This window comes from Belliella filtrata (genome assembly GCF_022549775.1).
Lineage (GTDB): Bacteria > Bacteroidota > Bacteroidia > Cytophagales > Cyclobacteriaceae > Belliella > Belliella filtrata.
Map to the genome: position 1 here is coordinate 15,669 of NZ_JAKZGP010000033.1, position 19,222 is coordinate 34,890.

Below are 19,222 nucleotides of genomic sequence, written 5' to 3' on the forward strand. Positions count from 1 at the left end.
AGTTCAATTTATTCGGATTTTTTCAACCATGCTTTCATTGCCAAATATACGCCATTCGTCCATCCGAAACCATCTTGAACAGGATATTCTCCACCTCCAGCCTCTACTTCTAAATCCTCGACATTGTACTTCTCTAGCATTTTTCCAGTTTTCTCAAATACCTCTTCATTTAGCTTGGTCCATCTTTCAGCCAAGCTTTTAGCCAAATCCAACCTACCATAATTTATCATTGCCTGAAACCCTATCCACTGTAGAGGAGCCCATCCATTAGGTGCATCCCATTGCTGTCCTGAATGAATCAAAGAGGTTACAAGCCCCCCTGTTTTCATGAAATTCTTTTCTACAAAATCCAAAACTCTCTCACCCTGAGATTGAGTTGCTGTTTTGGCCCAAAGTGGATAAAGCATGGCCAAAGTAGGTCTATCATTTTTCTCTTTGAACTTGATATGATAGTCTAAAAATATTCCTCTACCTTCATCCCAACAATACCTGTCTATCCCTTCAATTCTGTTCTTCCTAAAGTTTTTCATCCTATTGACAACAAACGAATCCTCACCGATACGTTCCATGGATTCTATGATGATGCGCTCAGTCTCACCTATCAGCACATTCAAATCCACAGGTATCAATGCAATGGTCTGAATGGTCTTCAGTTCATTGGGCTCATAAAGCCACCTTGAACTGAAATCCCACCCTGACTCACAAGCTGCTCGAATATTTCTAAAAATCTTCTCTGGATATCGTCTGCTCTTTTCTGACACTTCTACATCTTCAATATAGGCTTCAGCTCTGGGCTCATTTTCATCATCCCAGTAGCGATTGAGTGCTGTATCATCATCCATTCTTACTACCCTATTGTAGTACTTCCCTGGCAAGGGAATTTCTTCCTCACCTTCGATCCAATACAAGTATTCCACCCATATCTCTGTCAAATATTTTTCATAAACCTTTTCATCTTCTTTTGCTTCAGCAAGAAGCTCAACCATTTTGGCAAAGAATGGAGGCTGTGATCTAGAGATAAAATATGTTCTATTTCCATTAGGGATATGCCCCAACGTCCTTATCAAATAAGCAAAATTCTCCACCATAGATTCTATCAAGTCTATCTTTCCAGATTCCCTCAAGCCAAGCAAAGTAAAATAACTATCCCAATAATAAACTTCCCTGAACCGCCCCCCTGGCACTACATATGGATTGGGCAATGGGATTAGACTGGATCCTTCTACCTCCTCATCAGGTTCGCGTGTCAGCATATCCCAACGCTGATGAAGCCTCTCTTCCAGACTTAAGCCATCATCGAAAGTTTCCTCAGGTAAGTCTTTATCTACTGGAACTGTAAAGTTTTGGCTTAAAAAACCCTTCAAATTTAACCTCCCAGATTTTACTGCACGGTAAAAATCACTCAAGATATCTTCAGGATTCCTTTTGGGAATCGCATCTACAAAGGTCTTAGAATCAGGATACAGTCCACTTCCTTGCACCAACTCAAATAGCCCAGGATATACAAATTCTGGCTGCCTGAAATATTTCATATCATTTGTTTTTTTACTTGTCTATGCAATAATATCATAATCAAACATAAGGCGAATATCGGAATCAATGAAAAATAAAAGGCATTGACTCCTCCATATGCTTCAAAAATATGCCCAGTCACCATAGAACCTGTAGTCCCTCCTAACGCCGAAAACACCACTATCAGGCCTGACATAGAGCTTTGTAAATACCTCGGTAATGAACTCAACACTACAGAATTGATCGTAGGATATATAGGTGCTAAAAAGACACCCAATATAGGAAATAAGTACACCACAAAGGGTGCGTCAAACCACGTAACATCATTTGAAAATACATGATCACCAGCTGTTAGTGGCAAAGTCAATAAGACACATGCACCTACCAAAATGGTACAAACAAGTGTAAATGTCAACCAATGGACTTTTCTCAAAATCACTCCTGCCAATAGTCGACCAATCGCCAAAGCCCCTGCTAAAACTGCCCCTGCCTGAATTCCCATACTCGCAGGCACCTTCAACACATCTTGATAGAATGTCGGTGTCCAAGTCATAAAACTCTGCTCAATAAGGACAAATAGAAATGCAGAAACAGCAAAAACAATTACCAAAGGTTTTATGATCAATCGAAGCATTTCAAAAAAATCATCTTTAGAGGTTTTTGAGAGGTTTTTGGAAGCGGTTTCATCTATTTCTGAAAGTAGAAGAAGAATGGCTGCTGCAAGTGCTAAAGCTCCCAAAAACCAATAGATGCTTAACCAACTCATGGATGTAGGGTCAAGATCATTTACAAATAGGCTGAAAAACACATTGCCTAACAATACACCTACCATAAAGAAGCCTTCAATGGTACTCATCAAGCTACTATGCTCCTTTGAAGAGTCTGTGACTAGACCTATAGTGGCAAATACAGATACTTTGATCACAGCAAATGAGATACCCACTCCTGCAAATAGCATCTTGAAGTACCAAAAATCATCTGCCAATAATGGAATCATCCAGCATAATGACGCAACAGCAATTAAAGAGATTAGCATTCCCTTTTTAATTCCCAACTTTGGTAGAAATGAAGCTACCAAAAATGAGAAAATTGCAATAGGTAAATCTTTAAAGCCTTCTAGAATTGACGCCTCTGATTTACTCACATCAAATGTCCTTTGTACTTGAAGAATCACTGCTCCTACGGAATTCAACAATACGGCGAGGACCATATAGTTAAAAACCAAAGCAAGCTTAACAAGCAATTTTGAATTCATTTATAAAAGTTAAAAGGTTAATTTTAATCAATTTGGTGAAAAATCTGTGATTTTGAAAATATTGCAATCGATCTTTAATGGAGATAAATATAAAAAGCCAAAATAAACTCTGATTAGCTTCAAAATTTAGAAAAGAAATTATTCTTTGAAGCAAACCTATGTCCCACATTGTCTTGAAAAAGACTAAAAGGTGAAAAATGATCTTAATAAACTATCCAACTCATTTTTCACCTTTTATATCTTGTGTCATTTAAAATATCAGCTTGAGATTTTAGCTGTTTGGCATGACTTTGTAAGTTGGGTCCTCGATGATATTCACGACAATCACATCTTCTGCCTTTTTCAAAAGCTGTCTACAATCTGGACTTAAATGCTTAATCTGAAGATTTTTACCTTCTTTATGGTATTTTTCAGTGATTTTATTTAATGCATCTATAGCCGACATGTCTACAACCCTACTCTCTTTGAAATCTATAACAACTGTGGCTGGATCAGATACCACATCAAACTTGTCCATAAAAGCTGTTATCGACCCAAAGAAAAGTGGCCCATGGATTTCATAATGTTTCACTCCTTGATCATCCATATACTTTCTAGCCCTGATTCTTTTTGCGCTTTCCCACGCAAACACCAATGCTGAAATCACCACACCAATCAATACTGCCAATGCCAAATTATGAAGCAAAACTGTAATAACGGTCACTATAAAAGCTACAAAGACATCGTGTTTAGGCATTTTATTTACGATTCGAAAGCTAGCCCACTCAAACGTTCCAATGGCAACCATCATCATCACACCCACCAGTGCTGCCATAGGAATTTGTTCAATAACTGGTCCCCCTATGAGTATGATAAGCAAAATAGTCAAGGCTCCTATTATTGCAGACAGTCTGGCTCTAGCACCCGCGCCAATGTTAACAAGCGTTTGAGCAACCATAGCACACCCACCCATACCACCAAAAAAACCATTGGTAATATTAGCTATTCCTTGTGCTGCCGCCTCTCTATTTGATTGTCCTTTGGTGTTGGTGATCTCATCTACCATATTCAAAGTCAGAAGGCTTTCGATCAGTCCTACTCCTGCCATAACCAATGCGTAAGGGAAAATAATTTTTAAAGTTTCTATAGAAAAAGGAACTTGAGGAATGTGAAACGAAGGGAATGAACCGCTTACCGATGCAATATTTATTACCTTTTTGGTATCTAAGTCAAAGAAATATACAATTCCAAAAACTACCATAATAGCTACCAATGAAGAAGGTATCGCTTTGGTGATCTTTGGCAAAAAAAAGACAATCGCAATCGTAAGTAAGGTTAACCCTATCATAAGGTAAAGTGCAGAACCTTGCATCCAGACCTCTACACCACTTTCTTTCACTTTGAACTGTCCTACTTGAGCCATAAATATAATCACCGCAAGTCCATTGAGGAAGCCATACATAACTGGCTGGGGAATAAGGCGAACAAATTTACCAAACTTAAATATTCCAACTAAGAACTGTAAAACCCCTGCTAGAATAACTGCTGCAAACAAATATTCGACACCATAAGATGAGGCCAAAGCTATCAGCACAACCACAGTTGCCCCAGCACCACCAGAAACCATACCAGGTCTACCTCCCAAAATTGCCGTAACCAACCCCATGAGAAAAGCCGCATATAATCCAGTCAATGGAGAAAGTCCTGCAAGTATCGCAAAAGACAAACTCTCTGGAATCATAGTCATAGCTACAGTAAGACCTGCAAGCACCTCATTTTTATAATTGATTTTCATTCTGAAATCAAACAGATTAATTACTTTTTGCATCTATATTTAAATACTGTAAAATTTAATAGCCAATCTTGTGTCAAAAATCAGCCTCCTTTGTGAAGAGAAATTAAAAATTTCCCGAAGTCAAGCTCAGCTATTTAATCCTTATTTTGACGCAAATTTTGAAGTGATCGCAAAGGTATTTGGTTTTAAATAAAGTCCTAAGCAATACAAGTCTGTATTTCAAGAAAAAATGAATGCCATAAAACATTATGTCTAAAACCTGACTATATTTCGAATTATGAATCGTGATCCAAGATTTCTTCAGGCTTTTAAAAAACACCTTCCTGAGAAAGCTGTCAGCTATTGTTTATCACTTTGGGAAGAAACACCATTCAGCTTTCATATCACGCAAGAGCGCACGAGTAAACTGGGAGATTTCAGGTATAGGAGTAACCAAAAAATACAAACCATTACTATTAACCATAACCTAAACCCATATCAATTTCTTATTACTTACATTCATGAAGTGGCTCATTTAAGGGCCTTTTCTACCTATGGTTTGAAAATCAAACCGCATGGAATAGAATGGAAACGAAGCTTCCAAAAATTATTGAGCCCGCTGCTTACTTCCGACGTATTCCCTATTGAGATATTAATCCCATTGCGAAGATACATGATCAATCCAAAAGCAAGTTCAGGTGCAGATACATGGCTAATGATTGAAATCAAGAAATTTGACAAAAAATCAAAAATAGAGAATGGTCTTTACCTTAATCAGGTAAAAACTGGAAGTAAATTTGAATTGAGAGGAAGGGTTTTTGAAAAATTAGAACTTCGAAGGACAAGAGTCCTTTGTTTAGAATTGATATCTGGAAGGAAATTTTTGATTTCAAATCACGCAGAAGTCAAGCCAGTATCAGACTAATCCTTCTCTTCACCTATTTGATTCTCTTCTGAAGTAAAGTCCTTTGGTTGTGGCAAGTCCTTGAGGGTATTAATACCGAAATACTCCATGAATTTATCGCTAGTGCCATAAAGTAAAGGTCTACCTATACTATCAGCTTTGCCTTTGATCGTCACCAATTCCTTTTCTAGAAGCTTTTGGATAGAATAATCACAACTTACACCTCTGATTTGCTCGACTTCAGTTTTCGTGACTGGTTGCTTATATGCAATGATCGACAAAGTTTCCAGCTGGGCAGTAGACAGCCTTTTTTGCGATTGCTGCTTGAGCAATATAGAGATGCTTGCTTGATATGCTGGTTTGGTCAAAAATTGGTAACCTCCAGCAAGGTGCTCTAAGCTGAATGAAAAATCTTCAGAGGCATATTTTGACTGCAAATCAGAGATTGCAGTCAAAATATGATCTAATGGGACTTCAGATTCAAACATTTCAGAAAGGCATTTTTGAATTTCCTCCACTGAAATAGGCTCAGGTGCACAAAACACCAGTGCTTCAATATGTCTGTGTAAAAAGTCCAAATTTACTTCTTGGCTAACTTGGCTTCTATGGAATGCATGGTATGAGGTACAGCTTTCAATCTTTCTTTTGAGATCAACTTTCCAGTGTCAACACACACACCGTAAGTACCATTTTTGATACGCACCAATGCATTTTCCAAATTAATAATAAACTTCTGCTGCCTTCCGGCTAATTGATTCAAGCTCTCCCTTTCTAGTGTGTCAGCACCATCTTCCAAAAGCTTGGAGGTCGATGCTGTGTTGTCTGTACCACTATCATTGCTTTTGCTCAGTGTTTGCTTCAGAGAGTTCAACTCTTCTTTGGCCACGCTGAGCTTTTGTAGGATAATCTCTTCAAACTCCTTCAATTCAACTGAAGAGTAAGCTGTCTTTTCTTCTTGGCTCATAGCATTTGCGTTTGTTAGTGGTTTATACCTTTTTTTCCCACCGCGGGTTTTGAAAGCCCCTAAAATACTGCTACCTTTTGTAATTCCAAAAATAAAAAACCGCCTTAGCGGCGGTTTTTAGTTCAGTGAAAGATTTTCAACTCTTTTTTCAAGTACTTTCTCATCCATTATCAAGTGGTACTTCATACGTAAGTACCTCTGTATTACCTTGATAGTCTTACCTTTTTCTATAAAATAGGTTTTTAAGGTTTGTGATATAATATCGTGATTCATTTTGGGTTAGGTTTAAATCGGTTATATGGTTCAAAATAATAAGATTTTTTTATAAATAAAATTTTTATTTGACTTTTGACCAAAATACAACAGTTTTTTTTGTATTGATCACATTACATGAAAGATCTTACATTTCAAATAAGAGAACATAATGTCCAGGTCTAACTTTCCTACCTGCAGAGTCAGTGCCATCCCAAATATAAAATCCTTAAGTACCCTATATTTCATTTTGGCAAATTTCCCTTACTAGTAATCCAACAGTACTGAAGACTCTTATTGTTACTAACTTTCCTGGGAGAATACACCTTGTAACTTATGATAGTAAATGGCTGATCACCTGCTGCTTCGGGCAGAAAAACTTTGGGAAATACCTCAATACCAAATTACTCTTGACCAACAAAAGTATTTGAATTTCTGAGCCATGAGCTTACAAAGCCTACAGAAGCTGAAGCCGATTGCCAATTGTCACTTTGATCTACAGCTACATTACTTTTGTTGAACAACTCCACGTATTCAACATTGGGTAGGGTATTCCCTGGCCTAGGAGCAGCAATCACTTCATTGATTACTATCGATTTGAATCCAACACTTTGAGGTGTTTCAAAAACAAAATCTATCGATAAATCATTTGAGAAATTACCTACCAAACCTGCTGCTCTCACCACCATACAACTTATACTTGTTTCCATCAATAAATTCAAGAGACCTAGATAGCAAAAGTGAGTACCCATTATCTTGCTGCCTCACATGATGTGGTTGTACACCATCAATACTAAAATTATTAACTAAAGCTGTAAATACTGGGTCAACTTGTTCTGAAAATAAAAGTAATATTTCATTTTGATTGACTGCTAAAACTTGATCAATATTAGGTGGAGTCGCATCCCAGTTAAAAAATCTCTTCTGCTCCCATGGTACTGGAGTCCTGGGATAGTTTTTCGCAGCGGTACACTTAGTACATAGTTGATATCTTCCTCAAATTCTTTCCTTGGGGTCAACATCAGTTGAGAGCCATTTGAAACTTCCCTCGAAAAAGTAATATCCCCATCATAGATACCAAAATCATACATGAACAACCTAGCCGAAAGCCCTGTCCCAGTGCCATATTTTACTTCTAAGAATTAGTATCAACAATTCCTCTTCGGAAAACTCCTCGGGTACGCTATTTCGTAAAGTTTATATGCTGTGTCTGAATTAGGAAACGACGCTGAATTGCCAATAGCAATAGGAATAGAAAAAGTTACTCCATCATTATTATAAGACACAAAAACGGTGGCAGGTCTATTACCACTTCCTTTTTGCTTTGACTTTCCAAAAAAAGCGATTTTAGGTTCTACGAAATTCTCTGGATTAATTTTCAAATAAAGCTCACCATTGAATGGTACAATTGGCTGGACTGCCAAAGCTCTAAATCCATTACGACCTTCCCCATTAGTTTGGAAAACACAAGTGGCAGTGCTCCTAATATCATTAGCAGACCAATCTGGCAAAAATTCGTCAGGATGATTTACGATTACAAAATCCTAAACCTAAGCCAAAATCTCTGAAGATAAAATCATACTGAGACCTAGTATGGCAAAAGCAAAGAAACTCCATACAGCTTGGAACATCCTCATAAACGAATATAGCCAAAAGCCAATCATTAAACGGTAATTGAAACGGCTAAGAAGGTTTTATTCTAAAAAATGGTAAAATAACTGACATTTATTTGAAGGATAGTCAATTATCGGCATCAAACTCTTCATTTTGAAAAATCTTACCGTACCTTTGCGCAACATTACAAAAAAATCAATTTTAAAATCTTAAAAATGAAACTAGCCGTTGTAGGAGCAACCGGATTGGTAGGCTCAGAAATCCTAGAAGTGCTGGCAGAGCACAATTTCCAATTTGATGAATTACTCTTGGTCGCAAGTGAAAGATCCGCAGGGAAAAAGATGTCTTTCAAGGGTAAGGAGTATACGGTAATAGGACTAAAACAGGCTGTTTCTGAGAAGCCTGACATCGCAATTTTTTCTGCTGGAGGCGATACTTCAAAAGAATGGGCACCTCAATTTGCTCAAGCAGGCACAATCGTGGTGGATAATTCTTCAGCATGGAGAATGGATCCTACCAAGAAATTGGTGGTTCCAGAAATCAATGCCAAAGATTTAAGAATTGATGATAGAATCATCGCAAACCCAAACTGCTCGACAATCCAAATGGTGCTAGCTCTTGAGCCTCTTAGAGCAAAATATGGTATCAAAAGAGTAGTCGTATCTACTTATCAATCAGTAACAGGTACTGGAAAAGCTGCCGTAGACCAAATGATGTCAGAGCGAGCTGGCGAAAAAGCTGAAATGGTCTACCCTCATAAAATCGACATGAACGTATTACCTCATATCGATGTGTTCCAGCCAAATGGGTACACCAAGGAAGAAATGAAAATGATCAATGAAACTAAAAAGATTTTCAATGATCAAAGTATACAGGTAACTGCTACTACAGTTCGAATCCCTACTATGGGGGGACACTCCGAGTCTGTAAATGTAGAGTTCCACAAAGATTTTGATTTAACTGAAGTACGTGAATTACTTGCTTCTGCTCCTGGGGTAGTTGTACAAGACGATCCTACAAACAATATCTATCCTATGCCACTCACAGCGCATAAGAAAGATGAGGTTTTTGTAGGAAGGTTGAGAAGAGATGAGTCCCAGCCGAACACACTGAACATGTGGATCGTAGCTGATAACTTAAGAAAGGGAGCGGCTACTAATGCTGTTCAAATTGCAAAATACCTAGTAGATCACAACTTGGTTTAATTTGGATTTATCCCAGTTCGATACGGAATCATTTAGACAATTTGTGCAGGATCATCTCCTTGAAGATCCTGCACATTTGCTTTTAAAGTATGCCGGAAAAACGGATTTTGATCTCAAATTCGCAGTTCAGCAAATTCAAGCAAGACAGAAAGCAAAACACAAAATTCCGACTTGGACCAATAACCCCAAATTACTTTTTCCGATTAGCATTTCTATGGAGCAAGCTTCCTCTGAGGAAACTGCCCAATTCAAATCCAACTTGCTAAGCGGTCAATCAATGATTGACTTAACAGGAGGTCTTGGAGTAGATACTTATTTTTTATCCAAAAACTTCCAAAAAGCCATTTACTGTGAAAGGCAAGAGGCACTCGCATCACTTGCTGCGCACAATTTCAGTCAGTTAGATAAGAAAAAGTTCGAAATCGTTCATGGAGATAGTTTGACCTTTCTTGAAAACCAACCTGATAAGTTTGATTTGATTTACTTAGACCCGGCAAGGAGAGGGGAAAACAACCAAAAACTATATAAACTCACGGATTGTGAGCCTAATGTGGTATCAAATTGGAGCCTTTTGAAATCAAAAACAGCAAGCATTTTGATCAAAGCTTCTCCTATGCTAGACATCAAACAAGCTATCACAGAGATCTCTGAGATTCAACAAGTATGGATTGTATCCGTAAAAAACGAAGTCAAAGAAGTCCTCCTTTTATGGGAAAAATCTAAAACACAATCAAAACCAATACAGATTAGCTGCATAGATCTTCACCCTCTTGGAAATAAGGAATTCAACTTCACACATGAAGAAGAAAATCTATCTCAAAATGAAATTGGCGATATTGAAGCGTTAATCATCGAGCCAATGGCAAGCATCATGAAAGCTGGCGCATTTAAGACATTTGGCTCACAGTTTAGCCTGAAAAAACTACATGCAAACAGTCACCTGTATACTACTCAACATTTATCAGAAAAGAGTATCCCCGGAAAAGTTTTTAAAGTTCTAAAATCTATTGAAAGTCCAAAAAAAGAGTTGAAAAATATGTTTTTGGATGGAAAAGTAAATGTAATCACCAGAAACTACCTGCTATCAGCAGATGAACTCAAAAAAAAGTACAAGCTAAGAGACGGGGGAGATCAATTTCTAATTGGGACAAAAGTCGGAGAAAAATACCGTTTGATTTTAACTGAACTGCTGTAAACTCATTTGAAAAGATAAACACAAAAAAAGCCACTTGAATCAAGTGGCCCTTTAACAGTTACAGGTTAGGGATCTTTATCTCTCGCGGTAAATTTGAACCTTGGAGTATATATTTTTCAACATCCTAAATACTTAGGGCTTCTTGGAAAATTACTTAGAAATTAAAACGCAGGGCTTGAACTAAGTTCTAATTTTCTTTTTTTGTGTATTTTCCTTGTTATTGAGAAGAGCCCTACCTAGGAAAAGTATAATTTCATAAGATTTAATCTATTAGTTGTCTGTCTTTTTGACGAATGGACATACCTTTCCCATAGAAGTCAATATTCTCTTGATTTTAGACTGCTTTCTGACCTGGAATTTAAAGCGTACACGAAACGGCTTGCTCATTTGAGGGGCACCTAGGCGCTTGGGAAGATGTCCTATCTACTCTCGCCCAAAGGGCAAACTTACTTTTTATGAACCTGAGACCCATATCTGATTGGGGAATGACCGTATTGAACGTGTAGGACAATGCTCCGAAAACATTTCATAAGAAGAAGAGAAATTTAAACTGGGCAGAGAGATACAGAGGGCTTATCAATGAGCTGTCCTTACTCAACCAAATACAGCTGATCCTTAAAACCCAAGGACTGTCCATGGATACATTTGAGGAATGTAAGAAAGTATTGGCTCATTGCAATGCTCTCAGACTTTGCTGGTTTGGAAAGGAGCTTACAGAGCATATTCAAAAAACCATGGATGGCAGCCCAGAAGACCGTTTGGAAAGCCTACTGTGCAGTTCAGATATAATAGAATCTGCATTTGGGAAATACAAAAACTACATCCAAGCAAACCCGATGGTTGGGATCACCAACCTATGCCTTGCTGCGTTCACAGGTAAGCTAACAAAGTAGGCACTTCAATCAATAAATGTGGCCAATGTTAAAAGTTGGACAACAGATAACATTGGCCAGACTACCTTGTCTAAAAGATTGAAAGTGCTAAAATGGAACGAAAAAATTTCAACTAAATTAATATCAAATTTAACACCCCATCTGGCAGGTCTTAAGAAATGAATTTTAGTGCAGCTAAATTTGAAATTTAAGTCATCGCCTTAAACTGCTTTAGAAACCGAATATCATTTTCTGTAAACAATCTCAGGTCTTTAATTTGGTACTTAAGCATGGCAATTCTTTCTATTCCCATACCAAAAGCAAATCCTGTATATTTTTTTGAATCTATTCCGCAATTCTCTAATACGTTTGGATCAACCATTCCTGAGCCGCCTATTTCTACCCAACCGGTACCTTTACACACATTACATCCTGCTCCACCACAAAGCTGACAAGAAATGTCAATTTCTGCACTTGGCTCTGTAAAAGGGAAATAAGAAGGCCTAAACCTTACTTTTGTTTCTTTACCAAACATCTCTTTTGCAAAATGATATAGTGTATTCTTCAAGTCCGAAAAACCTACATTTTCATCAACATACAATCCCTCTACTTGGTGAAATATACAATGAGCTCTTGCAGATATCGCTTCATTACGATACACCCGACCTGGAGAAAGAGTTCTAATCGGTGGCTTTTGATTTTCCATTACCCTCACTTGAACAGACGAAGTGTGTGTTCTCAAAGCAATATCTGGTCCCTTTTCAATGAAAAAGGTATCTTGCATTTCTCTCGCTGGATGATTTTCCGGGAAATTCAGAGCTGTAAAATTATGCCAATCATCTTCTATCTCAGGCCCCTCTGACAAGTTGAACCCTATTCTTTCAAAAATCTCAATAATACGCTGCCTCGTAGCTGTCAATGGATGTACGCTTCCTACAGAAACATTGCTAGGAGGTAGGGTAAGGTCAATATCTTGATTTTTTGATTGATTTTGACTGCTATTGACTCTTTCAATGAGTTCCTGAAACTTTTCCTCTGCAAGTATTTTTACCTCGTTGATCAGTTGGCCATACGCCTTCTTTTCTTCATTTGGTACGTTCCTCATTTCAGCGAAAAGCTCACCAACTACACTTTTTTTACTAATGTATTGCATCCGGTAAGCTTCGAGCTGTTCTGCATTACTTGCATCAGCTGAAGCTATTTGGGATTTTATAATATCTATTTTTTCTTGTTGCATTGGGTCAAGAATTTTTTTAAACACAAATCTAAAAGAATCTGATTGAATGAAAGGTGTTTTGTTTAATTATATCCTAAAATCCGCAGACCTTTAGGGTTTTTCTTTACTTCCAATCAGTTGTTAGAAATGATCGAGTGAAACATGGAAGGTCTATTGTCACTATCAATCAATCAAATACAACATTGTCTTGCGGATTTAAGGTATATAATAATTATCCCCTTCTTCTTAATTTGGCGATGTAAAAGCCATCAAAGCCACTTTCTTGTGCCAATACCTTGCTATCTTCTATGAGTTCAAATTGACTTCCATTTGGTGAGCCCAAGAACTTCTCTACTTGATCTTGATTTTCGCTTGGTAGAATACTGCAAGTAGCATACACCATGATGCCTCCTGGCTTGAGCATTGCAGAATAAGACTGTATAATCTCTTGCTGAATGTCCTGAACCTTTTGAACTGATTCTGGTGTGATTTTCCACTTTGTATCAGGATTCCTGCGCAAAACCCCAAGTCCAGTGCATGGCACATCTAATAAAAGTCTATCTGCTGAAGCCTTCAACCTTTTGATCGTTTTATTACCTTCGATCACCCTTGGTTCAATGATGCTTATTCCATTCCTCCTGGCCCTCAACTTGGTGTTTTGAAGCTTCCAAGCCTCTGTATCCATCGCTATGATTCTTCCTTTGTTTTCCATTAGAGATGCAAGATGAAGTGCCTTTCCTCCTGCGCCTGCACAAGCATCTATTACCCTCATTCCAGGCTCTACTTCCAAAGCTTGCGCTACCAGTTGAGATGAAGCATCTTGTACTTCAAACAAGCCTTCTTTGAAAGCAGGATTTTTGAATACATTTTGTCTCTGCCCTAGTACCAAAGCATCTTTGTAGCCTTTTGGAGCATAAGTCTCCACTCCATCTTTAGCAAGCCTGTTCATCAAGTCTTCTCTGGTGATCTTTAGGGTATTTACTCTTAACACCACATCAGCCTGAGTATTAAGTGTTATGATCTCAGCATCCCATTTTGATCCGAGAAGGTCTTCCCCCATTTTATCAAGCCAATCTGGGATAGACTGGAGGGTAGCCCTGTCAGTGATTTTTTTATACTTTCTTTCTACTACCTCTGGATTGATACCTTTGAATTCTCTCCATTCAGGAAGAATCTTCCCTTGAAGTAACCAATATGTTCCAAAAAGATGAAATGTATCCGAAGAAGGGCTCACTGCATTGATCAATTTCCACCACCGAACCATATCATATACTGACTCAGCTATAAACCCTCTATCTCTTGAACCCCACTTAGGGTTAGACTTTAGGGTACGCTCGATAACCTTATCTGCGTATTTGTTATTTTTAAATATTTCATCAATAGCGGTAACTACGCCATTGACTGTACTGGTGTGGAGTTTCATATTGCTCAATTTGAACTTGCAAAGATAGGAAGAATAAAAAGAATTTGGATAAAATCAAAAAAACGAAATAATAGTCTTGATTATGGATTGATCTTTGCTCTTACAAACTCGAACTTAATTACCTAAATTTAATTTAAGTACATTTGAAATTAGCGTATACTCGCATATTTTGATGTTATGTTTTACACCCTTTCAATTAAAATGAGACTGAAATTTTTCAGTTATTGAATTGTAGGTTATTCCAAAGCCAATCGGTAATTTATGGTAATCACTTAGCAAACAGTAGGTGAATCTCAACAATAAGCTTTAATTTTGATCATGGGAGAAAAAAAATGCCCTCATTGTGGCGAATGGTCCAAGTGGACTACAGATATAAACGACAAGTGTGAACATTGCGGTCAGGCACTCGGCGGTAGAGACCTGGCCTACAAAGAGCAAAGGGATAGGGATACAAAAGCCAATGAAGAACAATGGATTTTCTACATCAAAGAGTCTGATAGTGATTTCGTCAAAGGAATGAAAAAGATTGGCAATTTCTTTTACACCGTTTACATGGCGATTATTACATTTCTTGCTTGGGTAATTGCCGCACTTCCAGGTTAAATGTCAGTTTTAAAAAATCCTCTATTCATTTTTTGTTGTGTTGTATTTTGGGTAAATCAAGCAATAGAACGGGTTTGGAAAATACACCTACCATGGGTACATGCCTATTTGGATGATTTATTGGCTATGCCAGTGATCTTTGGTATTACACTTCAAATATTCCGCTGGATCCATCCTTTGAAAGAAGAGTTTAGATTCTCAAAAAAACAATTGATAATAGGCTGGGTTTACTTTTCGTTTATATTTGAGATATTTCTACCCAGAAAGTCAAGCACATACACAGCAGACCCTTGGGATGTGGTATGTTACGGAGTCGGAACAATCTTATTTTACGTATTTATTCAAAAATCCAAGCACAATAATTAAATGATTTCCCTTAAACAGCTGTTTCAAAACTATGCTGAAAAACTTAATTCAATTTACGACAAACAAGAAGCTGAAAGCTTAAGTATGTGGTTGTTGGAAGATTCACTTGATATTAATAGGCAAGATATTTTACTAGATAAAACATTAGAGAAAATACCTCCTTCCCTAGAAGCCAATCTTAGCAATCTCTTAGAAAAAAAACCTATTCAGTATATATTAGGAAAAGCGCCATTCTATGGGAGAACATTTGAAGTAAATGAAAGCGTATTAATCCCTCGTAACGAAACAGAGGAACTTGTTCACTTAATCATAAAGGATAACAAAAAGCTCAATCTTCGCATACTAGATATTGGAACTGGGTCGGGATGCATCCCCATAAGTTTGAATCTTGAAATCCCATCATCTCAACTCTTTGCAATTGATATAAGTGAAGATGCACTAAAGGTAGCAAAAAGAAATGCAGAATCACTTGGTGCAAGTGTCGCATTTTTCCAAGTAGATATCTTGAATGAAGAGATTCCTGTTGTCGGACTAGACATCATCGTGAGCAATCCTCCCTATGTATGTGAATCAGAAAAAACATTAATGCATGAAAATGTGCTTAATCATGAGCCACATCTAGCACTTTTTGTAGATGATGATGATCCTTTGATATTTTATAATGTGATTGCACAAAAAGCAAAATCATGTCTCAAAAACGGAGGGAAACTATACTTCGAAATCAATGAAGCCCTTGGCGGTGATGTGCTGGCACTTCTTGTAGGAATGGGTTATGGAGAAGTGATTGTCTTGAGAGATTTGAATGGGAAAAACCGAATGGTTAGGGCTGTTTTGAGATAATCTCCTTTTATTGTTGAAATAACAATCATCCTAATAATCCATAACAAATTCACCAATCCAAAAAACCTTGTTTGACTTAAAATTAACAAAACCTTCACCTACTTCTATAAAGGTGGCGTAGGTAATGGAATGTATTTGGTTTTCATCGTTCTCTTTCACCTCCACAAAAGCCCCTTCTGGAGCATGCAATTGCAAACTTTCTCCTGCAAACCACTTTTTAAACTCACCATTCTTTACGGGAAAATAGCGCATAGGTGCATCCCAAACTACCATATCTAAGTGATCAAGTTTATCCTCGAGACTGAATACTTGCTTGTGCGAAAAACCTATGATATTGACTGCACCATGTTTGGTTGCAATCAAATATTGTAACCCTTCATCAAGAAAATCTTCGCTGCTGACTCCCAAAAATTTCACCGGATATTGCTCTTCCAGCAGGCTGTAATTATTCTTTTGGAAATCCGTGCCTGCTATGATCAAATCAATTTTGATCCCCCAAGAAATCACTGTATGTACCTCTTCTTGTGCTACCAATACAGTAGGTGACCATTCCAAAAGAGGCGCAATACTCTCATAACCAAAGCCTTTTGTACTCAAAATCAATAATGCTGGCTCTTGTTGTTCTTTTACAAAATGGTGGGAAGACATGTTGCTTGTGAATTTAATTGATTAATGCAATCATCCGCTTTAACGCCATAAGAAGTATATCAACTGAATACGGAATAACTTTTGAACCAATTCCGAAAAACTGGAACAAATAATCTACTACCTACTTGCCCGAAGGTGACAGGTCATATTTCCATTAAAATTTGAAATCACTTTGTATGGTATTGAATCTATCTGGATAAACATACAAATTAATGATTAAACCTAAATATAAATATTTACACATCATCGTTTTGAAACAAAAATCATTTTAAAATTTGTAAATTCATATTAAAGAAAAGATCGTAATCCAAACTAAGGATAAATCAAAGCTTGATTTAGTGAAGTAAATGATTGAAGCTGTGCGCGTTGACTTTAAAGTTGTCACGGGTCAAGATGTCTTAAATGAAAACCCTTCACCAAGTGGTGATCCTTTTTTTGATAACCCAAAGAATGTTAAGGAAATCCTTCGAAGAAAAAAGGGCATTGAAACTGGAAAAGTTAAGTCGACTCCTTTCCCCGAAGAAATATTTAGCAAGCTTTTAGATAGGGTATGAAATTTATAATTGTTTACAGTCCTGAAGCGATAAAGGATAAAGAAAAGATTTTGAAATCAGGAAATCAATCTTTATTTAAAAAAACTTAAGAAACTAATAGCAGAACTAGAAGAACATCCAGGGACTGGCTTGTCGGCAAGAAGAATAAATCATGAACATCGTCTTTTTTATTTCATTGACGGTAAAAATAGTTATCGTTACTGTAATTTCAGCTTTTTGACATTACTAAATAATACTACATCATAAGTTTTTCTAAAAACAACCTGAATCCCACTGGTTGATCTTCAGTCTTCTTTTAGGGTTAAATATTTTCACTTCCAAGCTCTCAGGAAAAACTCTTGTGCATTCCTGAAAGCTAATTTCTCAAGTTGATTTTGCTTCAGTTCTTCAGATAGTGTAGCCAAGATTTCGGGATATTTACTGGCGTTTTCCACATTGGGAAAATAAAATGGTACCCTTCCGATATCTGGGAAACCGACTGTGTAGAAAAAGTCCGCCCCAAAACACACCTGATCTCCTACCCCAGTCTCAAATGCATATCGTATGTGCTCGTAGATGCCATCGGGATCTTCTGTATTCAAAAAAGCCCTTAAGAAATTGATACCAACAATTCCTTTTCTATGGATGATTTCTTTAACAAATTCATCTGTAAGGTTTCTTTTATGATTCCAAATACTTCTGAAGTTTGAGTGACTTGCGATCACTGGAATTTCTAGTCCATTTCTATCTATGTGATTAAGGATCCCTTCAGCTAGCAAATCTGAGGTATGAGACAAATCTATAGCAATCTGTTTACCCACCATATGATCCAACAACCTTTTACCATCCGGCTTAAGACCTATACCTTCGGTATAATTACCTCCTCCAAATCGATTTTCCTTGTGATGCGTGAGACTAATGTAAGCGAGTCTACCCACCTTTGTCAAAATCTGATCCAACCTGTCTAAAGCCACTTGAATAGGAACATTTTCATTTGCTAAGCCAGAAGCACTTTCTATTGCAGCAACAAAACCTATTTTACTCGTCTCGTTCAGTGCATTCAAATGAGCTTTATCAGCATATGTAACCTCTTGAGAAAACTCTCGAAGCAACTCTTCAAATTTTGTCACTTGCATGTCCGCAAAATCCATACTTCCTGGTATTACGTCAGTGAAAATAGCCAAAACTTGTAGTTTGACATTCCCAGCATCCAAGAAGGGAATCGCGCAAGCAATGTCTTCAACCTTGTCCGCCTTTGCTTTAGGAACTTTAGCCAGGTATGAAAGTAGGTCACAATGTGTGTCGATGATAGGCAGTTTCATATTTGTTCATATACTTTGAATATTCAAAGAAACTTAAAAATGATAGTTTTTTCATACTTTTAGGCATCTTTTGATTTTCAAATAAAGTATAACTTCAATTTCAAACCTATGCCAGTATCAAAACCCATCAATTTCACCAAGTGGATTGAAGAAAACAGACACCTACTGAAACCTCCCATCGGCAATCAACAGGTATACAAAGGAAACGATGATTTTATTGTTATGGTAGTAGGTGGCCCAAATTCTAGAAAAGACTATCACTTCAATGAAGGCGAGGAGTTTTTCTACCAAATTGAAGGTGATATTACTTTGAAAATCATAGAAGAAAACAAGCCTGTGGATATCACTATCAAGGAAGGGGAGATTTTTTTGCTTCCAGCAAGAGTCCCACACAGCCCTAGACGTCCTGCAAACACTATCGGTTTAGTATTTGAACGCTATAGAAGAGCTGGAGAAAAAGACGGGTTCATCTGGCACTGTGAGCAATGTGGAAACAAGCTCTATGAAGAGTATGCAGAAATCACAGATATCGTCAGTCAACTCCCTCCAATCATGGAACGCTTTTGGTCCAGTCCAAAACACACCACATGCAGTAATTGCGGCACTGTGATGATAAAATAAAGTTCCTACTTTGACTCATTTACATAAAAAAGATGATCCAAATCAAACTTATACAATCCCCTAATTAATATTTCGATGAAAAAGAACTTATTATGTAGCAAGTAGTTTGCAATAATAGGTTCAA

Annotated in this window: 20 protein-coding genes; 8 read left to right on the forward strand and 12 right to left on the reverse strand. The window is 37.4% G+C overall.

The window, feature by feature from the left end; genetic code table 11:
- Nucleotides 1-8: 8 nt before the first annotated feature.
- The 3 genes from treF to MM239_RS12750 all read right to left on the reverse strand — a co-directional run bounded on the left by treF (nt 9) and on the right by MM239_RS12750 (nt 4,574).
- Nucleotides 9-1,532, reverse strand: a complete 1,524-nt coding sequence (gene treF / locus MM239_RS12740) for an alpha,alpha-trehalase TreF (protein WP_241348630.1) — start codon at nt 1,530-1,532, stop codon at nt 9-11.
- Complete coding sequence (locus MM239_RS12745; RefSeq protein ID WP_241348631.1) at nt 1,529-2,767, reverse strand: MFS transporter; 1,239 nt, start codon at nt 2,765-2,767, stop codon at nt 1,529-1,531. Before MM239_RS12745 ends, treF begins: the two co-directional genes overlap by 4 nt.
- A 271-nt stretch (nt 2,768-3,038) precedes the next feature.
- The gene (locus tag MM239_RS12750; protein WP_241348632.1) at nt 3,039-4,574 is read right to left on the reverse strand and encodes a SulP family inorganic anion transporter; all 1,536 of its coding nucleotides are present in this window, start codon (nt 4,572-4,574) and stop codon (nt 3,039-3,041) included.
- A 244-nt stretch (nt 4,575-4,818) separates the two neighbouring features.
- On the opposite strand from MM239_RS12750, the gene MM239_RS12755 reads away from it, so the two are divergent.
- Nucleotides 4,819-5,445 (forward strand): SprT-like domain-containing protein, encoded by a 627-nt coding sequence (locus MM239_RS12755; protein WP_241348633.1) that lies wholly within the window; start codon nt 4,819-4,821, stop codon nt 5,443-5,445.
- Here MM239_RS12755 and scpB read toward each other — a convergent pair.
- The 5 genes from scpB to MM239_RS12780 all read right to left on the reverse strand — a co-directional run bounded on the left by scpB (nt 5,442) and on the right by MM239_RS12780 (nt 8,151).
- Nucleotides 5,442-6,002 carry an SMC-Scp complex subunit ScpB gene (scpB, locus tag MM239_RS12760; protein WP_241348634.1) on the reverse strand — a complete coding sequence of 187 codons (561 nt, stop codon included), beginning with the start codon at nt 6,000-6,002 and terminating at the stop codon, nt 5,442-5,444. The two genes, MM239_RS12755 and scpB, sit on opposite strands and share 4 nt — an antisense overlap.
- Nucleotides 6,003-6,004: 2 nt before the next feature.
- Nucleotides 6,005-6,388, reverse strand: a complete 384-nt coding sequence (locus MM239_RS12765; RefSeq protein ID WP_241348635.1) for a TraR/DksA family transcriptional regulator — start codon at nt 6,386-6,388, stop codon at nt 6,005-6,007.
- A 656-nt stretch (nt 6,389-7,044) separates the two neighbouring features.
- Nucleotides 7,045-7,350 (reverse strand): lamin tail domain-containing protein, encoded by a 306-nt coding sequence (locus MM239_RS12770; protein ID WP_241348636.1) that lies wholly within the window; start codon nt 7,348-7,350, stop codon nt 7,045-7,047.
- Between the two features lie 162 nt (nt 7,351-7,512).
- Nucleotides 7,513-7,731: a hypothetical protein gene (locus MM239_RS12775; RefSeq protein ID WP_241348637.1), complete on the reverse strand. Its 219-nt coding sequence runs from the start codon at nt 7,729-7,731 to the stop codon at nt 7,513-7,515.
- A gap of 57 nt (nt 7,732-7,788) precedes the next feature.
- Nucleotides 7,789-8,151 (reverse strand): class III extradiol ring-cleavage dioxygenase family protein, encoded by a 363-nt coding sequence (locus MM239_RS12780; RefSeq protein WP_241348638.1) that lies wholly within the window; start codon nt 8,149-8,151, stop codon nt 7,789-7,791.
- A 318-nt stretch (nt 8,152-8,469) separates the two neighbouring features.
- Between MM239_RS12780 and MM239_RS12785 the strand changes: the two genes are divergently transcribed.
- The 3 genes from MM239_RS12785 (at nt 8,470) to MM239_RS12795 (ending at nt 11,547) form a co-directional block, all read left to right on the forward strand.
- Entirely contained in the window at nt 8,470-9,459 is a 990-nt protein-coding gene (locus MM239_RS12785; protein WP_241348639.1) for an aspartate-semialdehyde dehydrogenase, read from the forward strand.
- Between the two features lies 1 nt (nt 9,460).
- Entirely contained in the window at nt 9,461-10,654 is a 1,194-nt protein-coding gene (locus MM239_RS12790; protein ID WP_241348640.1) for a class I SAM-dependent methyltransferase, read from the forward strand.
- A gap of 635 nt (nt 10,655-11,289) precedes the next feature.
- Nucleotides 11,290-11,547 (forward strand): hypothetical protein, encoded by a 258-nt coding sequence (locus MM239_RS12795; protein WP_241348641.1) that lies wholly within the window; start codon nt 11,290-11,292, stop codon nt 11,545-11,547.
- 187 nt (nt 11,548-11,734) lie between these two features.
- Here the strand turns inward: MM239_RS12795 and pheS are convergent, their stop codons facing one another.
- Together pheS and MM239_RS12805 are read right to left on the reverse strand one after the other, a co-directional pair.
- Complete coding sequence (pheS, locus tag MM239_RS12800; protein ID WP_241348642.1) at nt 11,735-12,763, reverse strand: phenylalanine--tRNA ligase subunit alpha; 1,029 nt, start codon at nt 12,761-12,763, stop codon at nt 11,735-11,737.
- 211 nt (nt 12,764-12,974) lie between these two features.
- Nucleotides 12,975-14,165: an RsmB/NOP family class I SAM-dependent RNA methyltransferase gene (locus tag MM239_RS12805; RefSeq protein WP_241348643.1), complete on the reverse strand. Its 1,191-nt coding sequence runs from the start codon at nt 14,163-14,165 to the stop codon at nt 12,975-12,977.
- Nucleotides 14,166-14,483: 318 nt separating this feature from the next.
- On the opposite strand from MM239_RS12805, the gene MM239_RS12810 reads away from it, so the two are divergent.
- Both MM239_RS12810 and prmC read left to right on the forward strand, forming a co-directional pair.
- Nucleotides 14,484-14,768, forward strand: a complete 285-nt coding sequence (locus MM239_RS12810) for a hypothetical protein (RefSeq protein ID WP_241348644.1) — start codon at nt 14,484-14,486, stop codon at nt 14,766-14,768.
- A gap of 366 nt (nt 14,769-15,134) precedes the next feature.
- Complete coding sequence (gene prmC, locus MM239_RS12815; protein ID WP_241348645.1) at nt 15,135-15,974, forward strand: peptide chain release factor N(5)-glutamine methyltransferase; 840 nt, start codon at nt 15,135-15,137, stop codon at nt 15,972-15,974.
- A 30-nt stretch (nt 15,975-16,004) separates the two neighbouring features.
- Here prmC and MM239_RS12820 read toward each other — a convergent pair whose 3' ends face one another.
- The gene (locus MM239_RS12820; protein ID WP_241348646.1) at nt 16,005-16,622 is read right to left on the reverse strand and encodes a thiamine pyrophosphokinase; all 618 of its coding nucleotides are present in this window, start codon (nt 16,620-16,622) and stop codon (nt 16,005-16,007) included.
- 347 nt (nt 16,623-16,969) lie between these two features.
- Between MM239_RS12820 and MM239_RS12825 the strand changes: the two genes are divergently transcribed.
- On the forward strand, nt 16,970-17,176 hold the full coding sequence (locus MM239_RS12825; RefSeq protein ID WP_241348647.1) for a hypothetical protein: 207 nt from the start codon (nt 16,970-16,972) through the stop codon (nt 17,174-17,176).
- A gap of 311 nt (nt 17,177-17,487) precedes the next feature.
- Here MM239_RS12825 and MM239_RS12830 read toward each other — a convergent pair whose 3' ends face one another.
- Nucleotides 17,488-18,477, reverse strand: coding sequence for a dipeptidase (locus MM239_RS12830; RefSeq protein ID WP_241348648.1), 990 nt, complete (start codon nt 18,475-18,477; stop codon nt 17,488-17,490).
- Nucleotides 18,478-18,585: 108 nt separating this feature from the next.
- Between MM239_RS12830 and MM239_RS12835 the strand changes: the two genes are divergently transcribed.
- Nucleotides 18,586-19,098 carry a 3-hydroxyanthranilate 3,4-dioxygenase gene (locus tag MM239_RS12835; RefSeq protein ID WP_241348649.1) on the forward strand — a complete coding sequence of 171 codons (513 nt, stop codon included), beginning with the start codon at nt 18,586-18,588 and terminating at the stop codon, nt 19,096-19,098.
- Nucleotides 19,099-19,222 lie beyond the last annotated feature (124 nt).

Coding starts and splice junctions, on each gene's coding strand:
- treF (WP_241348630.1), bottom strand. CDS start 1,532: ATGAAATATTTCAGGCAGCCAGAATTTGTATATCCTGGGCTATTTGAG.
- MM239_RS12745 (WP_241348631.1), bottom strand. CDS start 2,767: ATGAATTCAAAATTGCTTGTTAAGCTTGCTTTGGTTTTTAACTATATG.
- MM239_RS12750 (WP_241348632.1), bottom strand. CDS start 4,574: ATGCAAAAAGTAATTAATCTGTTTGATTTCAGAATGAAAATCAATTAT.
- MM239_RS12755 (WP_241348633.1), top strand. CDS start 4,819: ATGAATCGTGATCCAAGATTTCTTCAGGCTTTTAAAAAACACCTTCCT.
- MM239_RS12765 (WP_241348635.1), bottom strand. CDS start 6,388: ATGAGCCAAGAAGAAAAGACAGCTTACTCTTCAGTTGAATTGAAGGAG.
- MM239_RS12770 (WP_241348636.1), bottom strand. CDS start 7,350: ATGGAAACAAGTATAAGTTGTATGGTGGTGAGAGCAGCAGGTTTGGTA.
- MM239_RS12775 (WP_241348637.1), bottom strand. CDS start 7,731: ATGTATGATTTTGGTATCTATGATGGGGATATTACTTTTTCGAGGGAA.
- MM239_RS12785 (WP_241348639.1), top strand. CDS start 8,470: ATGAAACTAGCCGTTGTAGGAGCAACCGGATTGGTAGGCTCAGAAATC.
- MM239_RS12795 (WP_241348641.1), top strand. CDS start 11,290: ATGGATACATTTGAGGAATGTAAGAAAGTATTGGCTCATTGCAATGCT.
- pheS (WP_241348642.1), bottom strand. CDS start 12,763: ATGCAACAAGAAAAAATAGATATTATAAAATCCCAAATAGCTTCAGCT.
- MM239_RS12805 (WP_241348643.1), bottom strand. CDS start 14,165: ATGAAACTCCACACCAGTACAGTCAATGGCGTAGTTACCGCTATTGAT.
- MM239_RS12810 (WP_241348644.1), top strand. CDS start 14,484: ATGGGAGAAAAAAAATGCCCTCATTGTGGCGAATGGTCCAAGTGGACT.
- prmC (WP_241348645.1), top strand. CDS start 15,135: ATGATTTCCCTTAAACAGCTGTTTCAAAACTATGCTGAAAAACTTAAT.
- MM239_RS12820 (WP_241348646.1), bottom strand. CDS start 16,622: ATGTCTTCCCACCATTTTGTAAAAGAACAACAAGAGCCAGCATTATTG.
- MM239_RS12825 (WP_241348647.1), top strand. CDS start 16,970: ATGATTGAAGCTGTGCGCGTTGACTTTAAAGTTGTCACGGGTCAAGAT.
- MM239_RS12830 (WP_241348648.1), bottom strand. CDS start 18,477: ATGAAACTGCCTATCATCGACACACATTGTGACCTACTTTCATACCTG.
- MM239_RS12835 (WP_241348649.1), top strand. CDS start 18,586: ATGCCAGTATCAAAACCCATCAATTTCACCAAGTGGATTGAAGAAAAC.